Below are 18343 nucleotides of genomic sequence, written 5' to 3'. Positions count from 1 at the left end.
ATGATCTGGGTCAAGACCGGGCGCGAGGGCGAACCGGCGCCCGCCCGGGCGGGGGTCAGCCGGGCGGGCGGCCGATCTGCCGCGGATAGCGCCCGAGCAGGGCGACGCCCATAAGCGCGAGCGCCGCGCAAGCGGCCATCACCAGCGCCGGCGCGGCGGCCAAGCCGGTAGCGGCGATCGCCGCCGTCGCCAGCAGCGGCGCGGTGCCGCTGAAGGCGGTGAAGCTCACATTGTAGGCGAGCGCGATGCCGGTGAAGCGCACCCGCGTCGGGAAGAGATCGGCCACCACCACCCCGAAGATGCCGTTGGCGAGGGCAGCGCCGAGGCCGGCCAGCATCAGCAGCGGTATCAGCGGCAGGGCGTGGCGGGCGGCGGCGGCATACCAGGGCCAGGCGCCGAGCAGCAGCACCAGCACGCCGAGCGCGAGCAGCCGGCGGCGCGACAGCCGGTCGCCCAGCCAGGCGACCGCGAGCAGCCCGAGGGCGAGCGTGCCGATGCCGAGATTTTGCGCAATGGCGACGGCGAGCGGCGGCTCGTGCAGGACGCGGCCGAGATAGGCCGGCATGTGGACGAAGAAGAGGCCGTTGAAGCAGGCGGTGGCGGCGGTCGTCAGAATGCCGGCAAGCGTCGCGCCAGGATGGGCGCGCAGCACCTCGCCGAAGGGCAGGCGCACCACATGCGCCCGCAAGGCGGTGAAGGCCGGCGTCTCCTCCAGCGCCCGGCGCAGGCGAAAGCCGAGCAGGCCGAGCGCGCCGCCGAGCAGGAAGCCGATGCGCCAGCCATAGCCGCCGAGCAGCGGCGCGGGCAGAATAAGTTGCACGGCGAGGTTCACGAGCGTCGCCAGCAGCACGCCGGAACTGACGCAGGCAAAGACCACGCCGCAGACGAAGCTCGCCCGCCCGGGCAAGGTTTCCACCACATAGGTCATCGCCCCGGGCAGTTCACCGCCGAGGCAGAAGCCCTGCACCAGCCGCAGCGCGAGCAGGATGAGGGGCGCGGCGAGGCCGAGCGTCGCATAGCCCGGCACCAGCCCCATGCCGGCGGTCGCCAGCGAAACCGCGAGGACCGAGCCGATGAAGACCCGCCGCCGGCCGATGCGGTCTCCGAAATGGGCGAGCACGATGCCGCCCACCGGCCGCGCCAGGAAGCCGAGGGCAAAGCCGGCGAAAGCGAGGATCTGGGAGAGGAGGGGATTGCCGGCGGGGAAGAAGGCGCGGGCGATGGCGGGCGCGAAGACGCCGAAGACCACGAAATCGTAGAATTCCAGCGCGCCGCCGAAGCTCGCGAGCAGGATCATCCGCCATTGCGCGCGGGAAAGCCCGGCCGCTCTTTTACCCGTCACGCCTGGCCTCTCCTCGCGCGTTCCACCGCTATCGAAGGGGCGCGGCGCCCGGCGCGTCAACCCTGCCCGGCTTCGCGCCGCGCGCTATGCGCCTAGCGCATGGAGGCTCCGCCGCAATGCGAAGGCTCGGCCGGGGCCTCCGCCGCATGGCGGACAAGATCCGCATGCGATAAGCGATCAGGTATCCGGCGCCGCAGGAGAGGCCTTTGTCCAACCGCTTTTTCTCCATCCTGCCTGTGCTGATCGGCGTGCTCATCGCCGAGGTCGCGCTCGGCATGCTGACGACGCTCATCCCGCTCGATCTCGCGGCGCGCGGCCTCTCGGCCAGGGCGATCGGCCTCGTCGGCTCCGGCTATTTCCTCGGCTTCCTGCTCGGCACGCTGACCTGCGCGCGGCTGGTGCGCGCCGTCGGCCATATCCGCGCTTTCGGCGTCTTTCTCACTGTGGCGGCGGATTGCGCCCTGGCCATGTTGCTGGCGCATGATCCCCTGGTCTGGGCAGCGCTGCGCCTGCTGATGGGCTGGATGCTCTCGGGCATGTTCCTGGTCGCCGAAAGCTGGCTGAACGACAAGGCGGACAATACCTCCCGTGGGCGGGTCTTCGGCGCCTATCTTCTCGTCTCCTGGGGTGGGGCGGCGCTCGGCCCGCTCGCCTATGCGCTGATGAAGACGGCCGATCGGGCGCTCATCATCACCGGGATCGCTTTCGCCACCGCCCTGCTGCCGATGGCGCTGACACCGACGCAGAGCCCGCCTTTGGGCGAGCGGCGGCGCTTCGGCCTCTGGCGGCTGTTCAACATCTCGCCGATGGGCACCACCTGCGTGCTCGCCTCCGGCCTCGTCAACAGCTCCTTCTATACCCTCGCCCCGCTCTACCTGGAGCGGCACGGCTTCGCCCCCGAACAGATCCCGACCTTCCTGTCCGCCGCCCTCGCCGCCGCCCTCGTGGTGCAATATCCGGTCGGCATGGCGGCAGACCGGTACGGGCGGCGGCCGATCACGGTCGCGGCGCTCGGGCTCGCCGTCATCGTCTCGCTGCTCTTCCCGCTGATCGGCCGCGGCGCCGCCTTCTGGGTGCTCATCCTGCTCGGCTGCGTGCTCTCCGGCGTCACCGCGCCGCTCTACGGCCTCGGCGCGGGGCAGACGAACGACCGGGTGGAGCGCGCCGATTACGTCGCCTCCAGCGGCGGCCTGCTCTTCGCCTGGGCGGTGGGGGCGAGCATCGGGCCGATCGCGGCGGGGCTCGTCATGGCGCGGCTCGGGCCGAACGGGCTGTTCTTCTTCCTCGCCCTCTGCCTGCTCGCCCTCTCCGGCTTCACGCTCTTCCGCATGCGCCGGCGCCCCGGCGTCGTGAGCGAGAGCGCCTTCGTGCCGGCCCGCGCGGCGCCGCCGCAACTGCTCATCCCCGAAGGTCCGGCGCCGGAGGCTTCAGCGCCGGACGGGCCGGATGCAGCGGATACGGCGCCTCAGCTCGTCGGCAGCGAAGGGGGTGCCAGCACGGGCGCCGAAGATGCGGCAGCCGGGCGCGGCAGCAGCACATAGAGCCGGCCGGCGGCATCCATCGCCCCGGCGCGGGCCGCGGCCTCATTGCCATTGCCGAAGAAGACATCCGCCCGCAGCGGCCCGGTGATCGCCGAGCCGATATCCTGCGCCACCACCAGCCGATCCAGCGGCGCATGGGTCAGCGGATCGGTCGTCACCAGCCAGACCGGCGCGCCGAGCGGCAGGTAGCGCCGATCGACCGCGATGGAATGCCCCGCCGTCAGCGGCACGCCGAGCGCGCCCGGGGGCCCGCCGCTGGCCGGGGCGGAAGGGTCGGTCTTGAAGAAAACGTAGGAGGGATTGGCATCCATGATGGCGCGGGCCCGGTCGGGATGCGCTTCCAGCCAGGCGCGGATGCTCTGCTCGGTCACCCCATTCGGCGGCAGCAGGCCCTGCTGCACCATCACCCGCCCGATCGGCACATAGGGCCGGCCGTTCTTGCCGGCATAGGTCACCCGCATGCGGCTGCCATCCGGCAGGTCGATGAGGCCCGAGCCTTCGATCTGCAGGAAATATGCGTCCACCGGATCGGCGGTCCAGGCGATCGCCAGGGCCTGGGTGTCGAGCGCGCCATTCTCGATCTGGAAGCGGTCGTAATAGGGCACGATATGGCGGCCATCGAGACGGCCGATCGCCATATCCCCCTTCTTCGCCGGATCGAAGGCGCCGAGGTTGAAGGTGACGAGATCGGGCGGCAGGCTGAGAATGGGGGTGGTGTAGCGGCCGCCGGGAAGGGTGGAGCCGGCGACCTCGGGTTCGTAATAGCCGGTGATCCGGGCGGTGCTGCTGCCCGCCTGAGACACCAGATAGGGCTGGAAATAGCTCTCGAAGAAGCGCGCCGCGGCGGCCGGATCGTCCGGCGGCACGCTTTTGGCGGCAGCGCAGGCCGGGCCCCAGAGCGCCGCCTTGCCGCCGAGCGCGGCCGCTATGCCGGTGCCGCCCAGCGCCTCATCGGGCGGGAAGAACTGGATGCGCCGGCAGCTCGCGACGAAGGCGGTCAAGGCCGGCGCCGCCTGGCCGGCGGTCCAGCCTGGAAGCTGGCTGAAGGCCGTCGGTGTCCAACCGGCGGGGGCGGTGCTCTCCGCGCCCGGCACGGCACATCCGCCCAGCGCCAGGGCTGCGAGCATGCTCGCCCCGGCGAGCAGGCTGCCTCGCCCGCGTTTCCGTCCTGCCAAGGCGCGGCTCAGGCGCTGCGGGCGGCGGCGAGGCGCCAGGTCTGGTCGCGGATCGCGAGATCCCGCTCGAAGGTCCAGAGGTCGATCATCTCGGTGATGCCCTCCGTCCCGCCGACCGGCTTGCCGTCCTTGTCGAGCGTGGTGTTCACCTGGTCCGAGACGAAACGGAGTGTCACCTCGGCGATGCTGCCCTGCAGCTCGACGCCAATGATCGCGGCTGTGGTGATCTCGCGGATCTCGCTGCGCTGGGTTTCCCCCGCCGCCTCTCGTGCCGCGATCGCGGTTTCGAAGCCGCGATAGGTCTCATCCGTCAGCAATGCGCGCAGCGCGACGCGGTCTCCGCTGGCAAAGGCGGTAACGATCGAGCGGAAGGTATTCTCCGCCGCTTCGAGGAAGCGGGCGGCATCGAAGCCCGGGTCCTGGCCGCGCAGCCGGCGCAGCTGTTCGCCGAGCGGGGAGGCAGGATCGGGCAGCGGGCGGGCCGGGCGGGGCTGCACCGGCTCGGCCCGGCCGTCGATCACTGGTCCGCCGCGGCGGACGCCCGCCTGCTCCTGCGGGCCGCGGAAGGGCCGGCCCGCCTGGCGCGGGGTGCCGAGAGGCGGAGTTTGCGGCGGCCGGCCTTCGAAGCCGGTGCGGCGGCCGAGGATGCTGCGCAGCCGCAGGACGAGGAAGGCCGCGATGAGGCCGAAGAGCACGAGATCGACAGGAAACCCGCCGGGAAAGTTCATGAAACCCATTCCTGCGGCGGCACCCAGTGGCGGCCGCCCATGCCAATGGCGCGAGACATAAGGCGCCTCGCCCCCGACCGCAACCGAAGGGCGGCCAGGGCGGCCCCTTGCCTCCGCCCGATGATGCTTGCAGGACTATAGCATGATTCTGATCCGCCATGGGCAAAGCGAATTCAACCTCCACTTCACCCGCACCCGCAAGGACCCCGGCATCCCCGATCCGCGGCTGACGGCGGAGGGCGAGGCGCAGGCGGAAGCCGCGGCCGAGACCCTCGCCGCTGTGCCGATCCGCCGCATCATCGCCTCCCCCTATACGCGGGCGCTGCAAACCGCCGCGCCCTTCGCCCGGCGCTTCGGCCTGCCGGTGACGATCCTGCCCGTGGTGCGGGAGCGCTATGCCTTCACCTGCGATATCGGCAGCACAGCGAGCACGCTGAGCGGCCTGTGGCCGGGGCATGACTTCTCTGATCTCGCCGAGCGCTGGTGGCCGGAGGAGACCGAGAGCGAAGCCGGGGTTCTCGCCCGCGCGGCCCGTTTTCACGGCGAGATGGCGGCGCGGGACGATCACGCGGAAACCCTCGTCGTCAGCCATTGGGGCTTCATCCTGGCCATGACCGGGCAGAGCCTCGGCAATGGCGAATGGATCGTCATCGAGCCGCAGGCGGGCTTTGGCGGCAAAACAGGCTAAGGCCCGCCGCCCCGCCCCTTCCGCCTGACGGCGGCGAATGCTAGGGCAGCACACCGAGACCGAGAAAGAGGCCATGTCAGAACAAAGCCAGGATCCCGCCGCCCAGGGGCAGCCGCCCCTCGTCGTCAACGCGCAATATGTGAAGGATCTTTCCTTCGAGGTGCCCGGCGCGCCGCAGATCTATTCCATCCTCCGCACCGCGCCCCAGGTGGCCGTCAATCTCGACGTGCAGGTCAAGCGGCTGGTCGAAGGCCAGCACGTCTATGAGGTGACCTTGCTCGCCCGCATCGAGGCGACCCGCACGCCCGAACAGGGCCAGCCGACGGAAGGCTCCGCCATCGTCTTCCTCGCCGAACTCGCCTATGCCGGCATCTTCACCCTCAACGGCATTCCCGATAATCAGATCGAGCCGGTGCTGATGGTGGAAGGCCCCCGCCTGCTCTTCCCCTTCGCCCGCAACATCCTCGCCGATGTCACGCGCGATGGCGGCTTCCCGCCGGTGCTGCTCGGCCCGATCGACTTCCTCTCGCTCTGGCATAGCCGCCGGCAGCAGGCGGCGGCCGCCGCCGGCCAGGCGCCGACGCTGAACTGAAGCCTGATGGGCGCCTCAAGGTGAGGGTGCTCTCGGGCCATGCGCGGCTCGCCGGTGTCATCGGCTGGCCGGTCGCGCATTCCCGCTCGCCGCGCCTGCATGGCTATTGGCTGGAGCGCTACGGGATCGACGGCGCCTATCTGCCGCTCGCCGTGCGGGCGGAGGATCTCGCCCTCGCCGTGCGCGGCCTCGCCGCCGCCGGCTTCCGCGGCGCCAATGTCACCATCCCGCACAAGGAAGCCGCCTTCGCGCTGTGTGACGTGGTGGAGGAGACGGCGCGGGCGGCCGGCGCCGTCAACACCCTGGTCTTCGCGGAAGGGCGTATCATCGGCCGCAATACCGATGGGCTCGGCTTCCTCGCCAATCTCCGCCAGCACGGCATCGCGCCCGAGGCAGGGCCCGCGCTGCTGCTCGGCAGCGGCGGGGCGGCGCGCGCCATTGCCGCGGCGCTGCTCGGCTGCGGCGTTCCGGTCACCCTCGCCAACCGCACCCGCGCCCGGGCCGAGGCGCTTGCCGCCGCGCTGCCCGGCCTCGGGGTGATTGATTGGGAGGCGCGGGAGGCGGCGCTCGCCGAGCATGCGCTGATCGTCAATACCACCACGCTCGGCATGCACGGCCAGGCGCCGCTCGCCCTCAGCCTGGACCGGGCCGATGCGAGGGCGGCGGTCGCCGATATCGTCTATGTGCCGCTCGAAACGCCGCTCATCGCCGCGGCGCGCGCACGCGGCTTGAAGACCGCCCCCGGTCTCGGCATGCTGCTGCACCAGGCCGCCCCGGGCTTCGCGGCCTGGTTCGGCACCGAGCCCGCGGTGGACGAGGCGCTGTATCGCTTCGTCGCGGCCGATCTGCTGGCGCCGGGCTGAAGCGAAGCCCCGAGGTTAGCTCTCCAGGCGGAAGGCCGCGGCTTTGAAGGTGATCGGGCTTACGGGCGGCATCGGCATGGGCAAATCGACCGCCGCCGATGTGTTCCGCCGCTTGCATATTCCCGTTTTTGATGCCGATGCGACGGTGCATCGGCTGCAGGCGCGGGGCGGGGCCGCGGTGCCCGCCATCGCCGCGGCCTTCCCGAGCGCGGTGAGCGAGGGCCGGGTGGACCGGGCGCGGCTGCGCGCGCTCCTCATCGCCGATCCCGCCCTCTGGCCGGTGCTGGAGCGCATCATCCACCCCCGCGTGCGCGAAGCCCGCCGCCGCTTCCTGGCGCAGAGCCGGCGGCAGGGCGCACGCATCGCCGTGCTCGACATTCCGCTGCTGCTGGAAACCGCGCCCAACCGCGATGTCGATCTCATCCTCGTCGTCTCCGCCTCGGCGGCGACGCAGAAAGCGCGGCTGCGGCGCCGGCGGCGGATGACGGAGGGCGAGATTGCCGCCATCATCGCCCGCCAGATGCCCGATTCGGAGAAGCGGCGCCGCGCCGATGTGGTGCTCCGCACGGGGCTTTCGCGCCGCCATGCCCAGGCCCGCATCACCCGCCTTGTCCAGGAGTTACGCCGATGACCCGCTCGGTCTTGTTCGACACGGAGACCACCGGCCTCGATCCCCAGACCGGGGACCGGGTGATCGAGATCGCCGCCCTCGAACTGGTGAACGACCTGCCGACCGGCCGTCAGTTCCACCGCCTCATCCACCCCGAGCGCGATATCCCGCCCGAAGCGACGCGGGTGCACGGCCTCACCCTCGCCCATCTCGAAGGCAAGCCGCGCTTCCGCGAAATCGCTGAGGAACTGCTCGCCTTCATGGGGGCGGAGGACATGCTCGTCGCCCACAATGCGCCCTTCGATTTCGGCTTCCTCAACTGGGAGCTGAAAGCCTGCGGCCTGCCGCCGCTCGGCGCGCATCGCATGGTCGATACCCTGGTGCTCGCCAAGCAGCGGTTTCCCGGCATGCCGAACAGCCTGGACGCGCTCTGCCGCCGCTTCGGCATCGATCTGTCGGAGCGGACTTCGCATAACGCGCTGCTCGATTGCCGGCTGCTCGCGGAGGTCTATGTCGAGCTGACGGGCGGGCGGCAGCGCGGCCTCTCCCTCGCGCTCGGCGAAGGCGAGGGCAGCCACCTCGCCCGCTACGAGGCCGCGCGGGATCGTGCGGCCCGGCCGATCCTGGTCTCGGCGGAAGAGGCGGCGCGGCACGCGGCCTTCCTCGGCCAGGTCAAGGAGGCGCTGTGGCTACGCCAGGAGGCGGAGAAGGCGGAGGCAGAAGCGGGGGCAGCGCCGCCGCAGCTGGCCGCCGCCGGATAGGCGGCGGCGCGCCCTCTGTTCAGGATGCCTTGGCAGGCGGCGTCGTGCCGGCCTTGGTATCGTTCGCCACCACCGGATTGATCACCGCCGAGATCGTCTCCCGCAGCACCGTCACCCGCACATTCGGCGCGATTTCGACCTCGATCTCGTTCGAACCCTCGCGGGTCTTCTGCACGAGGCCGAGGATGCCGCCCGCCGTCACCACCCGGTCACCGCGCTTGATCGTGGAGAGGCTCGCCTTCAGCGCCTTCTGCTTCTGCTGCTGCGGCCGGATGAGCATGAAGTAGAACACCGCGAAGATGAGGACGAGCGGCAGGAACTGCGCGATGCCCGCGAAAGAGGAGGCACCGCCGAGGGTTTGCGCATAGGCGGGGGAAATCAGGTGCATGGGGGCATCCGGTGCGAAAAACGGGTGAAAAGGCTGAAGCGGGCGGACCATAGAGGGTGATCGCGCCGGATAGAAGTGGGCTCGCCGCCCTGGCGCCGGTTAATCGCGCCGAGCCTTGCCTGGGGCCGGGGGCAGGCCTGCCGCAAACCGCCTGTCCTCGCGGCGCGGAACCCGCTTGCCTTCTATCCTCTCGCCGCTGAATGGATCGCGCCCCGCATGGACCCGTCTCTCCTGCCTGTCCTCACCCGTATCGCCGACGCGCTGGAGCGGCTCGCCCCGCCGCCGCCAGCCGCGCCCGATCTTTCCGCAGCCGAAGGCTTCATGTGGCAGCCGGCCGCCCGCCAGCTCACCCCCGTGGCGCGGATCGCGCGGCTGCCGATCGCGCTCATCCAGGGTGTGGATCACCAGAAGGCCATCCTGCTCGAAAACACCCGCCGCTTCGCAGCTGGCCTGCCGGCCAACAACGCCATGCTCTGGGGCGCGCGCGGCATGGGCAAATCCTCGCTCGTCAAAGCCGCGCATGCGGCGGTGGTGGCCGAGCGCGCGGCCGCTGCCGGCGGCCTGCCCGGCATCGGCCCCTTCAAGCTCATCGAAATCCATCGGGACGATCTCAAGACCCTGCCCGAACTGCTCAACCTGCTGCGCGGCCGGGGCGAGCGCTTCCTCCTGCTATGCGACGACCTCTCCTTCGAGCGCGAGGATGCCGACTACAAGGCGCTGAAATCCGTGCTCGACGGCGGGATCGAGGGGCGGCCCGAAAATGTGCTGTTCTACGCCACCAGCAACCGCCGCCACCTCATGCCGCGCGACATGATCGACAATGAGCGGGCGACGGCGATCAACCCGGGCGAGGCGATCGAGGAAAAGGTGTCGCTCTCCGATCGCTTCGGCCTCTGGATCGGCTTTCACAACTGCGACCAGCCGACCTTCTTCGCCATGATCGACGCTTATGCCGCAGCCTTCGCCCTGCCGATCGGGCGGGAGGCGCTGCATGCCGGGGCGGTGGAATGGTCCGTCACCCGGGGCGGGCGCTCGGGGCGGGTCGCCTGGCAATATATCCAGGATCTCGCCGGCCGCCTCGGCCTGCAAACCGAACTGCCGCCGGCGGCGGAGCCGGGCTGACCATCACCCGGCTCAGCCCATATCGTCATACCCGCAGGCGTCAGAAATCCGTGCAGCGGCCCTTCTGTTCCCAATCCCCGAAGCGGGTCGGCTCCGGCCCCTTGGGGCCGCCGATCTCGCGCGGCAAGCCGCCTTGGGGATCGACGGGCGGCGTATCCTGCGGTGCCGGCGCCGGCGATGGCTCGGGGGAAGGGGCAGGGCTGGGGCCGGGCGCGGGGGTCGGCGCCGGGCGGGCCGGATCGGATGCTGTGCTGCTCATAGAAGCGAAGTAATCCGACGGCGGCCCAATGCAAGCGGCGCCATCAGGGGTTCTGCGCTTCCTTGCGCGCAATGGCCGCGGCCGCGGCCTGCATATGGGCGAGGCCGGGATCGGCGCGGATCGCCAGCGCCTGGCCCCAGGCCGCGGCGGCACCGGCGGCATCGCCCATATCGGCTTGCAGCTTGCCGAGCAGCACGTAGCCCTGGCGGGCAGCCTCGCTCTTCGGATCAAGCTCGGCGATGCGGGCGCGCAGCAGGCGAAGCAGGGTCTCATCCTCCGTCCGCTTCGCCGCCAGCGCCGCGAGGCGCGGGGCGAGCGGGGCGGCGGGCAGCATCGGCGCACCGCCTTGCAGATAGAGCACGAGCGCGGCGAAGGGCAGCAGCGGCACGAGCAAGGTCAGCCGCCAGCTATGCCACCGTGGCGGGGAAGCGGCGGCGGCGACCGGCCCTTGCCCGTCCCCCTCGCCGGCGGCAAGCAGCCGGCGCTCGATCTCGAGCCTCGCTTCCGCCGCTTCGCGCGGCGGGATGCGCCCGCGCGCCGCTTCCTCGCCCAGTTCCTGCAATTGCCGACGATAGAGAGCGAGTGCCGCCTCCCGCCGGCCGCGGAGCGAAACCCGGCCTTGCGCCGCCAGCACCGGCAGCATGATGACGAGCGAGAGCAGGATGAAGCCGAGCCAGATCATGAGCCGATCAACCGGTCGAGCCGCGCGCGTTCGGCGGGGGAAAGCGGCGCCGGCGGCGCCCCCTGCCGCCGCTGCCGGCGATAAGCGAGAAGGACGAGGCCGAGGCCGAGACCGAGCGCGAGCAGCGGGGAAGCCCAGAGTAGCGCGGTCATCGCCTCGAAGGGCGGGCGAAGCAGAATGAAATCCCCATAGCGGGCGACCATATAGGCCATGATCGCGCGGTCGCTCTGCCCCGCCGCCACCTGGTGGCGGATGATGGCGCGCAGATCCCGCGCGAGCGGCGCATCGCTCGCCTCGATGCTCTCGTTCTGGCAGACGAGGCAGCGGAGCTGGCTGCCGATCGCCTCCGCCCGCGCTTCCGCCCGCGGGTTGGCGAGCATCTCGGAAGGATCGCTCACCGCGAGCGCCGGCAGCGCCGTGGCCCAGAGGCTACCGGCGACCGCGCCGAGGCGGCAGAGCAACAGAAGCAAACGGGCCGCCCGCCGCATCAGGCGCTCCCGGCGCGGTTGAGCAGCGGCTCCAGCTCGCGGAGCACGACCCCCGGGCTGAGCGGCCCGGCATAGCGCCAGCGCACGATGCCGCCGGCATCGATCAGATAGGTCTCCGGCACGCCATAGACCCCCCAATTGATGGCGACGCGGCCGGGCTGGTCCAGCGCCACGCGCTGGAAAGGGTTGCCGGTCCGGCCGAGGAAGCCGCGGATATTGGCCGGGCTGTCCTTGTAGCCGATGCCCCAGAGGGTGAGGCCGGCGCGGGCAAGGCCGGCGAGGATGCCCATCTCCTCCAGGCAAGGTTCGCACCAGGAGGCGAAGAAGTTCACCAGCATCACCCCTGGCGGATGCTGCAAGGCAGCGCCGGTGATGCCGGGCCCGCCATCGAGCCCCGGCAGCGTGAAATCCGGCACGCGGCGGCCGATCAGCTGGCTCGGCAGGGCATGCGGGTCGAAATTCCCCTGCCCCATGCGGCGCAGCATGAAGGCGAAGCCGCCGCCCATGAGGGCGAGCGCGCCGAGCGGTGCGGCCAGCATCAGCCGCCGGCCGATGAGGGATTTCTGATGGTTTTGCTGAGGGGCCAGATCGCTCATGCGCGCCCCGGCCGGGCCACCGCCGCCATCCTCTGCCGCCGCCGCGCCGCCGCCGGCGCGCCGAGCCGCAGCCTCCGGTCGGAGAGCGAGAGCGCGCCGCCCGCCGCCATGATCAGCGCGCCGAACCAGATCCAGGGCGCGAGCGGATTGACATGCAGGCGGAGGATGACGCCCGCCCCCGCATCCGCCCCCATGGCGACGTAGAGATCGCGCAGCCCATTCGTCTGGATCGCGACATCGGTCGTCGTCTGCTGTTGCAGCGGGAAGGTGCGGCGGGCCGGGTGCATCACCGCGACCAGCCGCCCGCTCGCCGCGCTCCGCACCGCGAGCGTCGCCATCCGCTCGGTATAATCCGGCCCCGGCGCGTTCTGCAGGGCGGTCAGCGTCCAGCGATAGCCGCCGAAGGAGACGGTCTGGCCGGGATCGATGCGCAGGATGGTGTGGGCCGCGAGCGTCATGCCGGCGATGCCGGCGATGGTGACGCCGAGGCCGGCATGGCCGAGCGCCGCGCCATAGGCCCCGCGCGGCAGGCGGCAGAGCCGCCGCCAGGCGCCGGCCGGCTGGGTGCGGCCGAAGCCCGCCCGCTCGGCGAGTTCCGCCCCCGCGCTGCCGACGAGCCAGAGTGCGGCGGCAAGGCCGAGCGCCGCGCGCAGCCCCGCCAGCGGCAGCACCAGGGCGCAGAGGAGAAGCGCCACCACCGCCGCCCACCACAGGCGCTGCAAGGCGGGGCCGAGGGCCGCGCGCTTCCAGGGCAGCACGGGGCCGAGTCCCATCGCGAGGATGAGCGGGGCGGCGAGCGGCAGCACCGTGCTTTCGAAGAAGGGCGGCCCGACGCTGATCTGCTGGTCGAACAGCAGCTGCACGAAGGGCGGATAGAGCGTGCCGGTGAACACCACGGCGACGATGGCGCAGAGCAGGATGTTGTTGAGCACCAGCGCCCCCTCGCGGGAGAGCGGGGCGAAAAGCCCGGCCGGCTGCAAAACCGGCGCCCGCAGAACGAAGAGCAAGAGCGCCGCGCCGATGACGAGGCCGAGCAGGGCGAGGATGAAGAGGCCGCGCGCCGGATCGGCCGCGAAGGCATGGACCGAGTTGAGCAGGCCGGAGCGCACCATGAAGGTGCCGCAAAGGCTCAGCGAAAAGGTGCCGATGGCGAGCAGGATGGTCCAGATCTTGAGAGCCTCCCGCCGCTCGACGACGATCGCCGAATGCAGCAGCGCCGTGCCGGTGAGCCAGGGCAGCAGCGAGGCATTCTCCACCGGATCCCAGAACCAGTAGCCGCCCCAGCCGAGTTCGTAATAGCTCCACCAGGAGCCGAGCGCGATGCCGGCGGTGAGGAAGGCCCAGGCGCCGAGCGTCCAGGGGCGCACCCAGCGCCCCCAGGCGGCATCCACCCGCCCCTCGATGAGGGAGGCGACGGCGAAGGCGAAGGGAATGACGAAGCCGACATAGCCGCAATAGAGGATCGGCGGATGGAAGGCGAGGCCGGGGTCTTGCAGCAAGGGATTGACCCCGGCGCCCTGCAGCGGCGGCGGCCAGACGCGCCCGAAGGGATCGGACAAGGTGAGGGTGAAGAGCAGGAAGCCGCAAGCGGTGAGGCCGAGCACGCCGAGCACGCGGGCACGGAAGGCGGAGGGCAGCCGGCCGCCGAACAGCGCCACCGCGCCGCCGCAGAGAGAGAGGATGAGGCACCAGAGCAGGATGGAGCCCTCATGGTTTCCCCACGTGCCGGTGATGCGATAGAGCAGCGGGGTATCGCCGCTCGAATAATCGAGCACGTTGCGCACCGAGAAATCCGAGACGACGCCGCTCCAGACGAGGGCGAGGAAGGAGAGCAGCACGGCGAGCGCCTGGGAGAGCGCGAGGCCGGGGGCTGCCGCGATCAGCCGGGCATCGCCCCGCTCCGCCCCCCAGAGGGCGAGCAGCCCTTGCGTGAGCGCGAGGACGCAGGCGAGCGCCAGAGCGAAATGGCCGAGTTCGGGTATCATGTCAGGCTGAGCCTCCCGCCGCGGGCGCGAGGCCCGGCACCTTGCCCCGGAAGGCGGCGGCCGGCGGCGGGCGGCCGCTGGCCGGGTTCCAGAGCCCGTCCTTCTTGAGCGCCTGCTCCACCTCGGGCGGCATATAGTCGGCGCTGTGCTTGGCGAGCACCTCGGTCGCGCGGAAATAGCCGCCCGGCGTCATCGCGCCGACGGCGACGATCCCCTGGCCCTCGCGGAAGAGATCCGGCAACAGCCCGGCATATTGCGCCGGCACGGTATGGCCGTGCTCGTCGGTCACGCCGAAGGAGACGCCGGGGCCGCCATCGAGGGTCGTCGCATGCAGGCTGCCCTCCGCCACGATGCCGCCGAGGCGGAAGACCCGCCCGGGCGGCGGATGCTTCGCGAGCACGGCATCGGGCAGCATGAAATAGACGATATCGCCCGAGAAGGCGGAGAGCGTCAGCGCCGTCGCGCCGCCGAAGGCGAGCAGGCAGGCCGAGACCAGCCAGAGGCGGCGGCGCTTCTTCGTCATCATGCCTGGCGCTCGGCTGGCGCAGGGCCGGCGGCGCCCGCGCGGGCGCGGCGGCGGGGGTTCGCCTCCTCCAGCGCCCGCAGCCGGCGGGCGGCACGGCCGTGGCGCCAGAAGGCGCCGATGCCGAGAGCGAGCACGCCGATGAGGGTGACGGCATAGGCACCGCCGATAAAGGGCCAGGGGCTGACGGCGCTCATCGGGCCGCTCCGGCGCCCGCTCCCGCTACCACCGCGATGGCGGCGCGGGGCTTGGCCGCATCCTCGCCCTGGCGCAGCCGCAGGGCGAGGAGCGCGCGGATCCGCCGCTCCATCACCGCCGCGCGCAGCCGCAGCAGCACGATCGCCGCGAAGAGCAGGGTGAAGCCCGCCGCCGAGACCAGCAGCGGGTCGAGCATCGCGGCTGGCATCGTCGTTTGCCCGAAGAGATGGATGCTGTCCTTCTGGTGCAGGGTATTCCACCAATCGACGCTGAATTTGATGATCGGCAGGTTGACGAGGCCGACCAGCGAGAGGATGGCGGCGGCGCGAAAGCCCCGCTGCTCCTGATCGAAGGCGCGGATGAGGGCGATATGGCCGAGATAGAGGAAGAACAGCACCAGCATCGAGGTGAGGCGCGCATCCCATACCCAATAGGCACCCCAGGTCGGCTTGCCCCAGAGGCTGCCGGAGACGAGGCAGATCGCGGTGAAGACGGCGCCCACGGGGCCGATCTCCATCGCCGCGAGATCGGCCAGCGGATGGCGCCAGACGATCGAGGAGAGGCCGCAAGCGCCGAGCGCGGCATAGCCGAGGGTGGCAAGCCAGGCGGCGGGGACATGCACATACATGATCCGCACCGTCTCGCCCTGCTGCCAATCGGGCGGGGAAAAGCAGAGGCCCCAGACGAGGCCCATGATCGTCAGCACGATGCCGGAAAGCGCGAGCCCCGGCAGCACACGGCCGGAGAGCCGCAGGAAACGGCCTGGATTGGCAAAACGATGCAGGCTGGAGGCCGGCGGGCGGGCCGCGCCGGGCAGCGGGGGGCTCAATGCGTCCACAAACTCTCCATAGCGAAGCCGCGCGTCAGTTTGAAGCCGCTTAAGCCTGGTTTACACTGACCGTCACATTACAAAATCTCAGGATGAGACCGCCGATGCTCTTCGCCATCCACGCCCTCGACAAACCCGCCAGCGCCGCGCTGCGCGCCGAGACGCGCCCCGCCCACCTCGCCTATCTCGACGGCGCTGCCGGCGGCATCGTCTTCGCCGGCCCGCTTCTCGATGCGGCGGGGGGCGCCATCGGCAGCCTTCTCGTGATCGAGGCGGCGGACCAGGCGGCGGCCGAAGCCTTCGCCGCGGCGGACCCCTATGCCCAGGCGGGGCTGTTCGGGAGCCTGCGCATCACCCCCTATCGGCTGGTCTATCGCGACGGCGCGCGGCTCGGCTGAAGGCGCGCGTGCGATGCCTGCCTATTGGCTCGTCAAAAGCGAACCGGATGCCTTCAGCTGGCAGCAGCAGGTGGCGAACCGGGTGGAACCCTGGACGGGCGTGCGCAATTTCGCCGCCCGCAACAACCTGCGCGCCATGGCGCAAGGCGATCTCGCCTTCTTCTACCACTCCAATATCGGGCGGGAGATCGTCGGCGTGGTGCGCGTCGCCCGCACGCATTACCCGGACCCGACGGCCGAGGCCGGGGATTGGTCGGCGGTCGATATGGAAGCGGTGGGGCCGATGCCCCGGCCGGTGACACTGATCGAGATGAAGGCCGATCCGGCGCTGGCCGGCTTCGGCCTCATCCGCCTCTCGCGCCTCTCCGTCGTGCCGGTGAGCGCGGCGCATTGGGCGCATATCTGCGGCCTCGGCGGCTGGCAGGGCTGAGGCGGCCGGCCCTGGCGGCGGGCGCTTGGCCTGCCGCGCATAACGCCCGCCCTTCACTAAGATTGACTCCGCGTAACACCACGGGCTAACCGGGCGCGCACTTCGCACCGTCTGAGGCTGATCACCTCGCCCAAGCTGATCAACGCGGGCCGTCGCCGGCCCTTTCCTCAAGGACAGTTCATGACCGTTCGCGCCTTTATCTTCCCCGGCCAGGGCAGCCAGTTCGTCGGCATGGCCCAGGATCTCGCCGCGGCCTTCCCGACGGCGCGGGACGTGCTCGGCGAGGTGGACGAAACCCTCAAGCAGAAGCTCTCCAAGCTCATGTTCGAAGGCCCGGCGGAGGAGCTGACGCTGACCGAGAACACCCAGCCCGCGCTGATGGCGGTCTCTCTCGCCGTGCTGCGGGTAATCGAACAGGAGGGCGGCCGCCGGCTGAGCGAGACCGCCGTTCTGGTCGCGGGCCACTCGCTCGGCGAATATAGCGCGCTCGCCGCCGCCGGCAGCCTCTCGATCGCCGAAACCACGCGCCTGCTGCGGCTGCGCGGCAGCGCCATGCAGCGCGCCGTGCCCCCTGGGGAGGGCGCGATGGCAGCGCTCCTCGGCACCGATCTCGAACAAGCGCAGGCGATCTGCGCGGAAGCGGCGACCGACCCGGAGACCGGCCGGCGCGAACTCGTGCAGCCTGCGAACGACAATGGCGGCGGCCAGGTGGTGATTTCCGGCCACAAGGCGGCGGTGGAACGCGCCGTGGAGGCGGCCAAGGCGCGCGGCGTCAAGCGCGCCATGCTGCTGCCGGTTTCCGCCCCCTTCCATTGCGGGCTGATGGCCCCGGCGGCCGACGCGATGGCCGAGGCGCTGGCCGAGGCCGGGCTGATGGCGCCCGCCGTGCCGCTCATCGCCAATGTCACCGCGGCCAAGGCGACCGACCCGGTCGAGATCCGCAAGCTTCTCGTGGAGCAGGTGACGGGCATGGTGCGCTGGCGGGAAAGCGTGCTCGCCATGGCGGCGATGGGCGTCACCCAATTCGTCGAGCTTGGTGCCGGGCGCGTGCTCTCCGGCCTCGTGCGGCGCATCCTGCCCGAGGCGGAGGCCCTCTCGATCGGCACCCCTGCCGAGATCGAAAACTTCCTCAAGACGCTCTGACGCTTCCGCTTCGACGACCGATTTCAAGCAAGCTCCAAGGAAACGACCCGTGTTCGATCTGACCGGCAAGACCGCCCTCGTCACCGGCGCCTCGGGCGGCATCGGCGGCGGCATCGCCCGCGCGCTGCATGCCCAGGGCGCTTCGATCGCCCTTTCCGGCACCCGGCGCGAGGCGCTCGAAACCCTCGCGGCCGAGCTTGGCGAGCGGGTGGCGGTCTGCCCCGCCGATCTCCGCCAGCCAGAGGCGGCAGAGGCGCTGGTGGCGGCGGCGGAAGCAGCGCTCGGCCCGCTCGCCATCCTCGTCAATAATGCCGGCTTCACGCGGGATATGCTGGCGCTCCGCATGGCGGATGCGGATTGGCAGAGCGTGCTCGATGTCGATCTCTCGGCGCCCTTCCGCCTCATCCGCGCGAGCCTGCGCGGCATGCTCAAGCGCCGTGCCGGGCGCATCATCAACATCGCCTCGATCGTCGGCGTCACCGGCAATGCCGGGCAGGCGAACTACGCCGCCGCCAAGGCGGGCATGATCGGCATGAGCAAATCCCTCGCCCAGGAGGTCGGCAGCCGCGGGGTGACGGTGAACGTGATCGCGCCCGGCTTCGTGCAGACGGCGATGACCGATGTGCTGAAGGAGGAGCAGAAGGCAGCGCTCCTCGGCTCCATCCCGCTCGGCCGCATGGGGGCGCCGGCCGATATCGCGGCCGCCGCCGTCTATCTCGCTTCCGACGAGGCCGGCTGGGTGACGGGGGCGACGCTGCACGTCAATGGCGGCATGGCGATGGTCTGAGGCGGATCGCCTCTTGAATTCAGGGAGCCCGATCCCGTAACGCTTGGGCTTGAAGTGCCGCCGCGCGGCCCGCGCCGCCAGTTCCGCGCGGGCCGCTGTTGGCGGGTTGGTTAAAGCATGCTAATCGCGCCGCAATCCGGGCCTTGATCCGCCGGGCGTCGCGAGGGCGGCGCCAAGGGCGAAGATGTCGTCCGGGCGATAAACGGATCAAACTT

Annotated in this window: 23 protein-coding genes; 11 read left to right on the top strand and 12 right to left on the bottom strand. The window is 71.0% G+C overall.

Features of this window, described 5'->3' with window-relative positions; translation table 11 throughout:
* Window positions 1–55: 55 nt before the first annotated feature.
* The gene (locus ACYQ7X_RS13150) at window positions 56–1342 is read right to left on the bottom strand and encodes an MFS transporter (protein ID WP_459697493.1); all 1287 of its coding nucleotides are present in this window, start codon (window positions 1340–1342) and stop codon (window positions 56–58) included.
* 206 nt (window positions 1343–1548) lie between these two features.
* Here ACYQ7X_RS13150 and ACYQ7X_RS13145 point away from each other — a divergent pair, with 206 nt between their 5' ends.
* The gene (locus tag ACYQ7X_RS13145; RefSeq protein ID WP_459697492.1) at window positions 1549–2883 is read left to right on the top strand and encodes an MFS transporter; all 1335 of its coding nucleotides are present in this window, start codon (window positions 1549–1551) and stop codon (window positions 2881–2883) included.
* On the opposite strand, the gene mltA is transcribed toward ACYQ7X_RS13145, so the two are convergent.
* Both mltA and ACYQ7X_RS13135 read right to left on the bottom strand, forming a co-directional pair.
* Window positions 2808–4058, bottom strand: coding sequence for a murein transglycosylase A (gene mltA, locus ACYQ7X_RS13140; protein WP_459697491.1), 1251 nt, complete (start codon window positions 4056–4058; stop codon window positions 2808–2810). The genes ACYQ7X_RS13145 and mltA overlap by 76 nt on opposite strands.
* Window positions 4059–4066: 8 nt before the next feature.
* Complete coding sequence (locus ACYQ7X_RS13135) at window positions 4067–4786, bottom strand: Tim44/TimA family putative adaptor protein (RefSeq protein WP_459697490.1); 720 nt, start codon at window positions 4784–4786, stop codon at window positions 4067–4069.
* Window positions 4787–4928: 142 nt separating this feature from the next.
* On the opposite strand from ACYQ7X_RS13135, the gene ACYQ7X_RS13130 reads away from it, so the two are divergent.
* The 5 genes from ACYQ7X_RS13130 (at window position 4929) to dnaQ (ending at window position 8300) form a co-directional block, all read left to right on the top strand.
* The gene (locus ACYQ7X_RS13130) at window positions 4929–5474 is read left to right on the top strand and encodes a histidine phosphatase family protein (protein ID WP_459697489.1); all 546 of its coding nucleotides are present in this window, start codon (window positions 4929–4931) and stop codon (window positions 5472–5474) included.
* A gap of 73 nt (window positions 5475–5547) precedes the next feature.
* Complete coding sequence (gene secB / locus ACYQ7X_RS13125; protein ID WP_459697488.1) at window positions 5548–6066, top strand: protein-export chaperone SecB; 519 nt, start codon at window positions 5548–5550, stop codon at window positions 6064–6066.
* Between the two features lie 26 nt (window positions 6067–6092).
* Window positions 6093–6929 (top strand): shikimate dehydrogenase, encoded by an 837-nt coding sequence (locus tag ACYQ7X_RS13120; protein WP_459697614.1) that lies wholly within the window; start codon window positions 6093–6095, stop codon window positions 6927–6929.
* A gap of 43 nt (window positions 6930–6972) precedes the next feature.
* Window positions 6973–7560 carry a dephospho-CoA kinase gene (gene coaE, locus ACYQ7X_RS13115; RefSeq protein WP_459697487.1) on the top strand — a complete coding sequence of 196 codons (588 nt, stop codon included), beginning with the start codon at window positions 6973–6975 and terminating at the stop codon, window positions 7558–7560.
* Complete coding sequence (gene dnaQ / locus ACYQ7X_RS13110; RefSeq protein ID WP_459697486.1) at window positions 7557–8300, top strand: DNA polymerase III subunit epsilon; 744 nt, start codon at window positions 7557–7559, stop codon at window positions 8298–8300. Before coaE ends, dnaQ begins: the two co-directional genes overlap by 4 nt.
* Before the next feature lie 19 nt (window positions 8301–8319).
* On the opposite strand, the gene yajC is transcribed toward dnaQ, so the two are convergent.
* Window positions 8320–8688: a preprotein translocase subunit YajC gene (yajC, locus tag ACYQ7X_RS13105; RefSeq protein WP_459697485.1), complete on the bottom strand. Its 369-nt coding sequence runs from the start codon at window positions 8686–8688 to the stop codon at window positions 8320–8322.
* A 216-nt stretch (window positions 8689–8904) separates the two neighbouring features.
* Between yajC and ACYQ7X_RS13100 the strand changes: the two genes are divergently transcribed.
* On the top strand, window positions 8905–9810 hold the full coding sequence (locus ACYQ7X_RS13100; protein WP_459697484.1) for an ATP-binding protein: 906 nt from the start codon (window positions 8905–8907) through the stop codon (window positions 9808–9810).
* Window positions 9811–9850: 40 nt separating this feature from the next.
* On the opposite strand, the gene ACYQ7X_RS13095 is transcribed toward ACYQ7X_RS13100, so the two are convergent.
* The 8 genes from ACYQ7X_RS13095 to ACYQ7X_RS13060 are packed head-to-tail and all read right to left on the bottom strand — an operon-like array spanning window position 9851 to window position 15379.
* Window positions 9851–10069 (bottom strand): DUF1674 domain-containing protein, encoded by a 219-nt coding sequence (locus ACYQ7X_RS13095; protein WP_459697482.1) that lies wholly within the window; start codon window positions 10067–10069, stop codon window positions 9851–9853.
* A 43-nt stretch (window positions 10070–10112) separates the two neighbouring features.
* A complete protein-coding gene (gene ccmI / locus ACYQ7X_RS13090) occupies window positions 10113–10751 on the bottom strand; it encodes a c-type cytochrome biogenesis protein CcmI (RefSeq protein ID WP_459697481.1) in 639 nt (212 codons plus the stop codon).
* On the bottom strand, window positions 10748–11239 hold the full coding sequence (locus ACYQ7X_RS13085) for a cytochrome c-type biogenesis protein (protein WP_459697480.1): 492 nt from the start codon (window positions 11237–11239) through the stop codon (window positions 10748–10750). The genes ccmI and ACYQ7X_RS13085 overlap by 4 nt, the downstream gene beginning before the upstream one ends.
* Window positions 11239–11835 (bottom strand): DsbE family thiol:disulfide interchange protein, encoded by a 597-nt coding sequence (locus ACYQ7X_RS13080; RefSeq protein ID WP_459697478.1) that lies wholly within the window; start codon window positions 11833–11835, stop codon window positions 11239–11241. Before ACYQ7X_RS13080 ends, ACYQ7X_RS13085 begins: the two co-directional genes overlap by 1 nt.
* Entirely contained in the window at window positions 11832–13820 is a 1989-nt protein-coding gene (locus ACYQ7X_RS13075) for a heme lyase CcmF/NrfE family subunit (protein WP_459697477.1), read from the bottom strand. Before ACYQ7X_RS13075 ends, ACYQ7X_RS13080 begins: the two co-directional genes overlap by 4 nt.
* A gap of 1 nt (window position 13821) precedes the next feature.
* Window positions 13822–14343 (bottom strand): cytochrome c maturation protein CcmE, encoded by a 522-nt coding sequence (ccmE, locus tag ACYQ7X_RS13070; RefSeq protein WP_459697612.1) that lies wholly within the window; start codon window positions 14341–14343, stop codon window positions 13822–13824.
* On the bottom strand, window positions 14343–14540 hold the full coding sequence (gene ccmD / locus ACYQ7X_RS13065; RefSeq protein ID WP_459697476.1) for a heme exporter protein CcmD: 198 nt from the start codon (window positions 14538–14540) through the stop codon (window positions 14343–14345). Before ccmD ends, ccmE begins: the two co-directional genes overlap by 1 nt.
* On the bottom strand, window positions 14537–15379 hold the full coding sequence (locus tag ACYQ7X_RS13060) for a heme ABC transporter permease (protein ID WP_459697475.1): 843 nt from the start codon (window positions 15377–15379) through the stop codon (window positions 14537–14539). Before ACYQ7X_RS13060 ends, ccmD begins: the two co-directional genes overlap by 4 nt.
* 83 nt (window positions 15380–15462) lie before the next feature.
* On the opposite strand from ACYQ7X_RS13060, the gene ACYQ7X_RS13055 reads away from it, so the two are divergent.
* From ACYQ7X_RS13055 to fabG, 4 genes are all read left to right on the top strand, one after another.
* Window positions 15463–15768: a YciI family protein gene (locus tag ACYQ7X_RS13055; protein WP_459697474.1), complete on the top strand. Its 306-nt coding sequence runs from the start codon at window positions 15463–15465 to the stop codon at window positions 15766–15768.
* A 13-nt stretch (window positions 15769–15781) separates the two neighbouring features.
* Window positions 15782–16198, top strand: coding sequence for an EVE domain-containing protein (locus ACYQ7X_RS13050; RefSeq protein ID WP_459697473.1), 417 nt, complete (start codon window positions 15782–15784; stop codon window positions 16196–16198).
* A gap of 180 nt (window positions 16199–16378) precedes the next feature.
* Window positions 16379–17341 carry an ACP S-malonyltransferase gene (gene fabD, locus ACYQ7X_RS13045; protein WP_459697472.1) on the top strand — a complete coding sequence of 321 codons (963 nt, stop codon included), beginning with the start codon at window positions 16379–16381 and terminating at the stop codon, window positions 17339–17341.
* Window positions 17342–17390: 49 nt separating this feature from the next.
* Window positions 17391–18128, top strand: a complete 738-nt coding sequence (gene fabG, locus ACYQ7X_RS13040; protein ID WP_459697471.1) for a 3-oxoacyl-[acyl-carrier-protein] reductase — start codon at window positions 17391–17393, stop codon at window positions 18126–18128.
* Window positions 18129–18343: the final 215 nt, after the last annotated feature.

The sequence above is a fragment of the Acidisoma sp. C75 genome (genome assembly GCF_054665095.1).
This window is presented reverse-complemented; position numbering and strand designations above follow the sequence as displayed.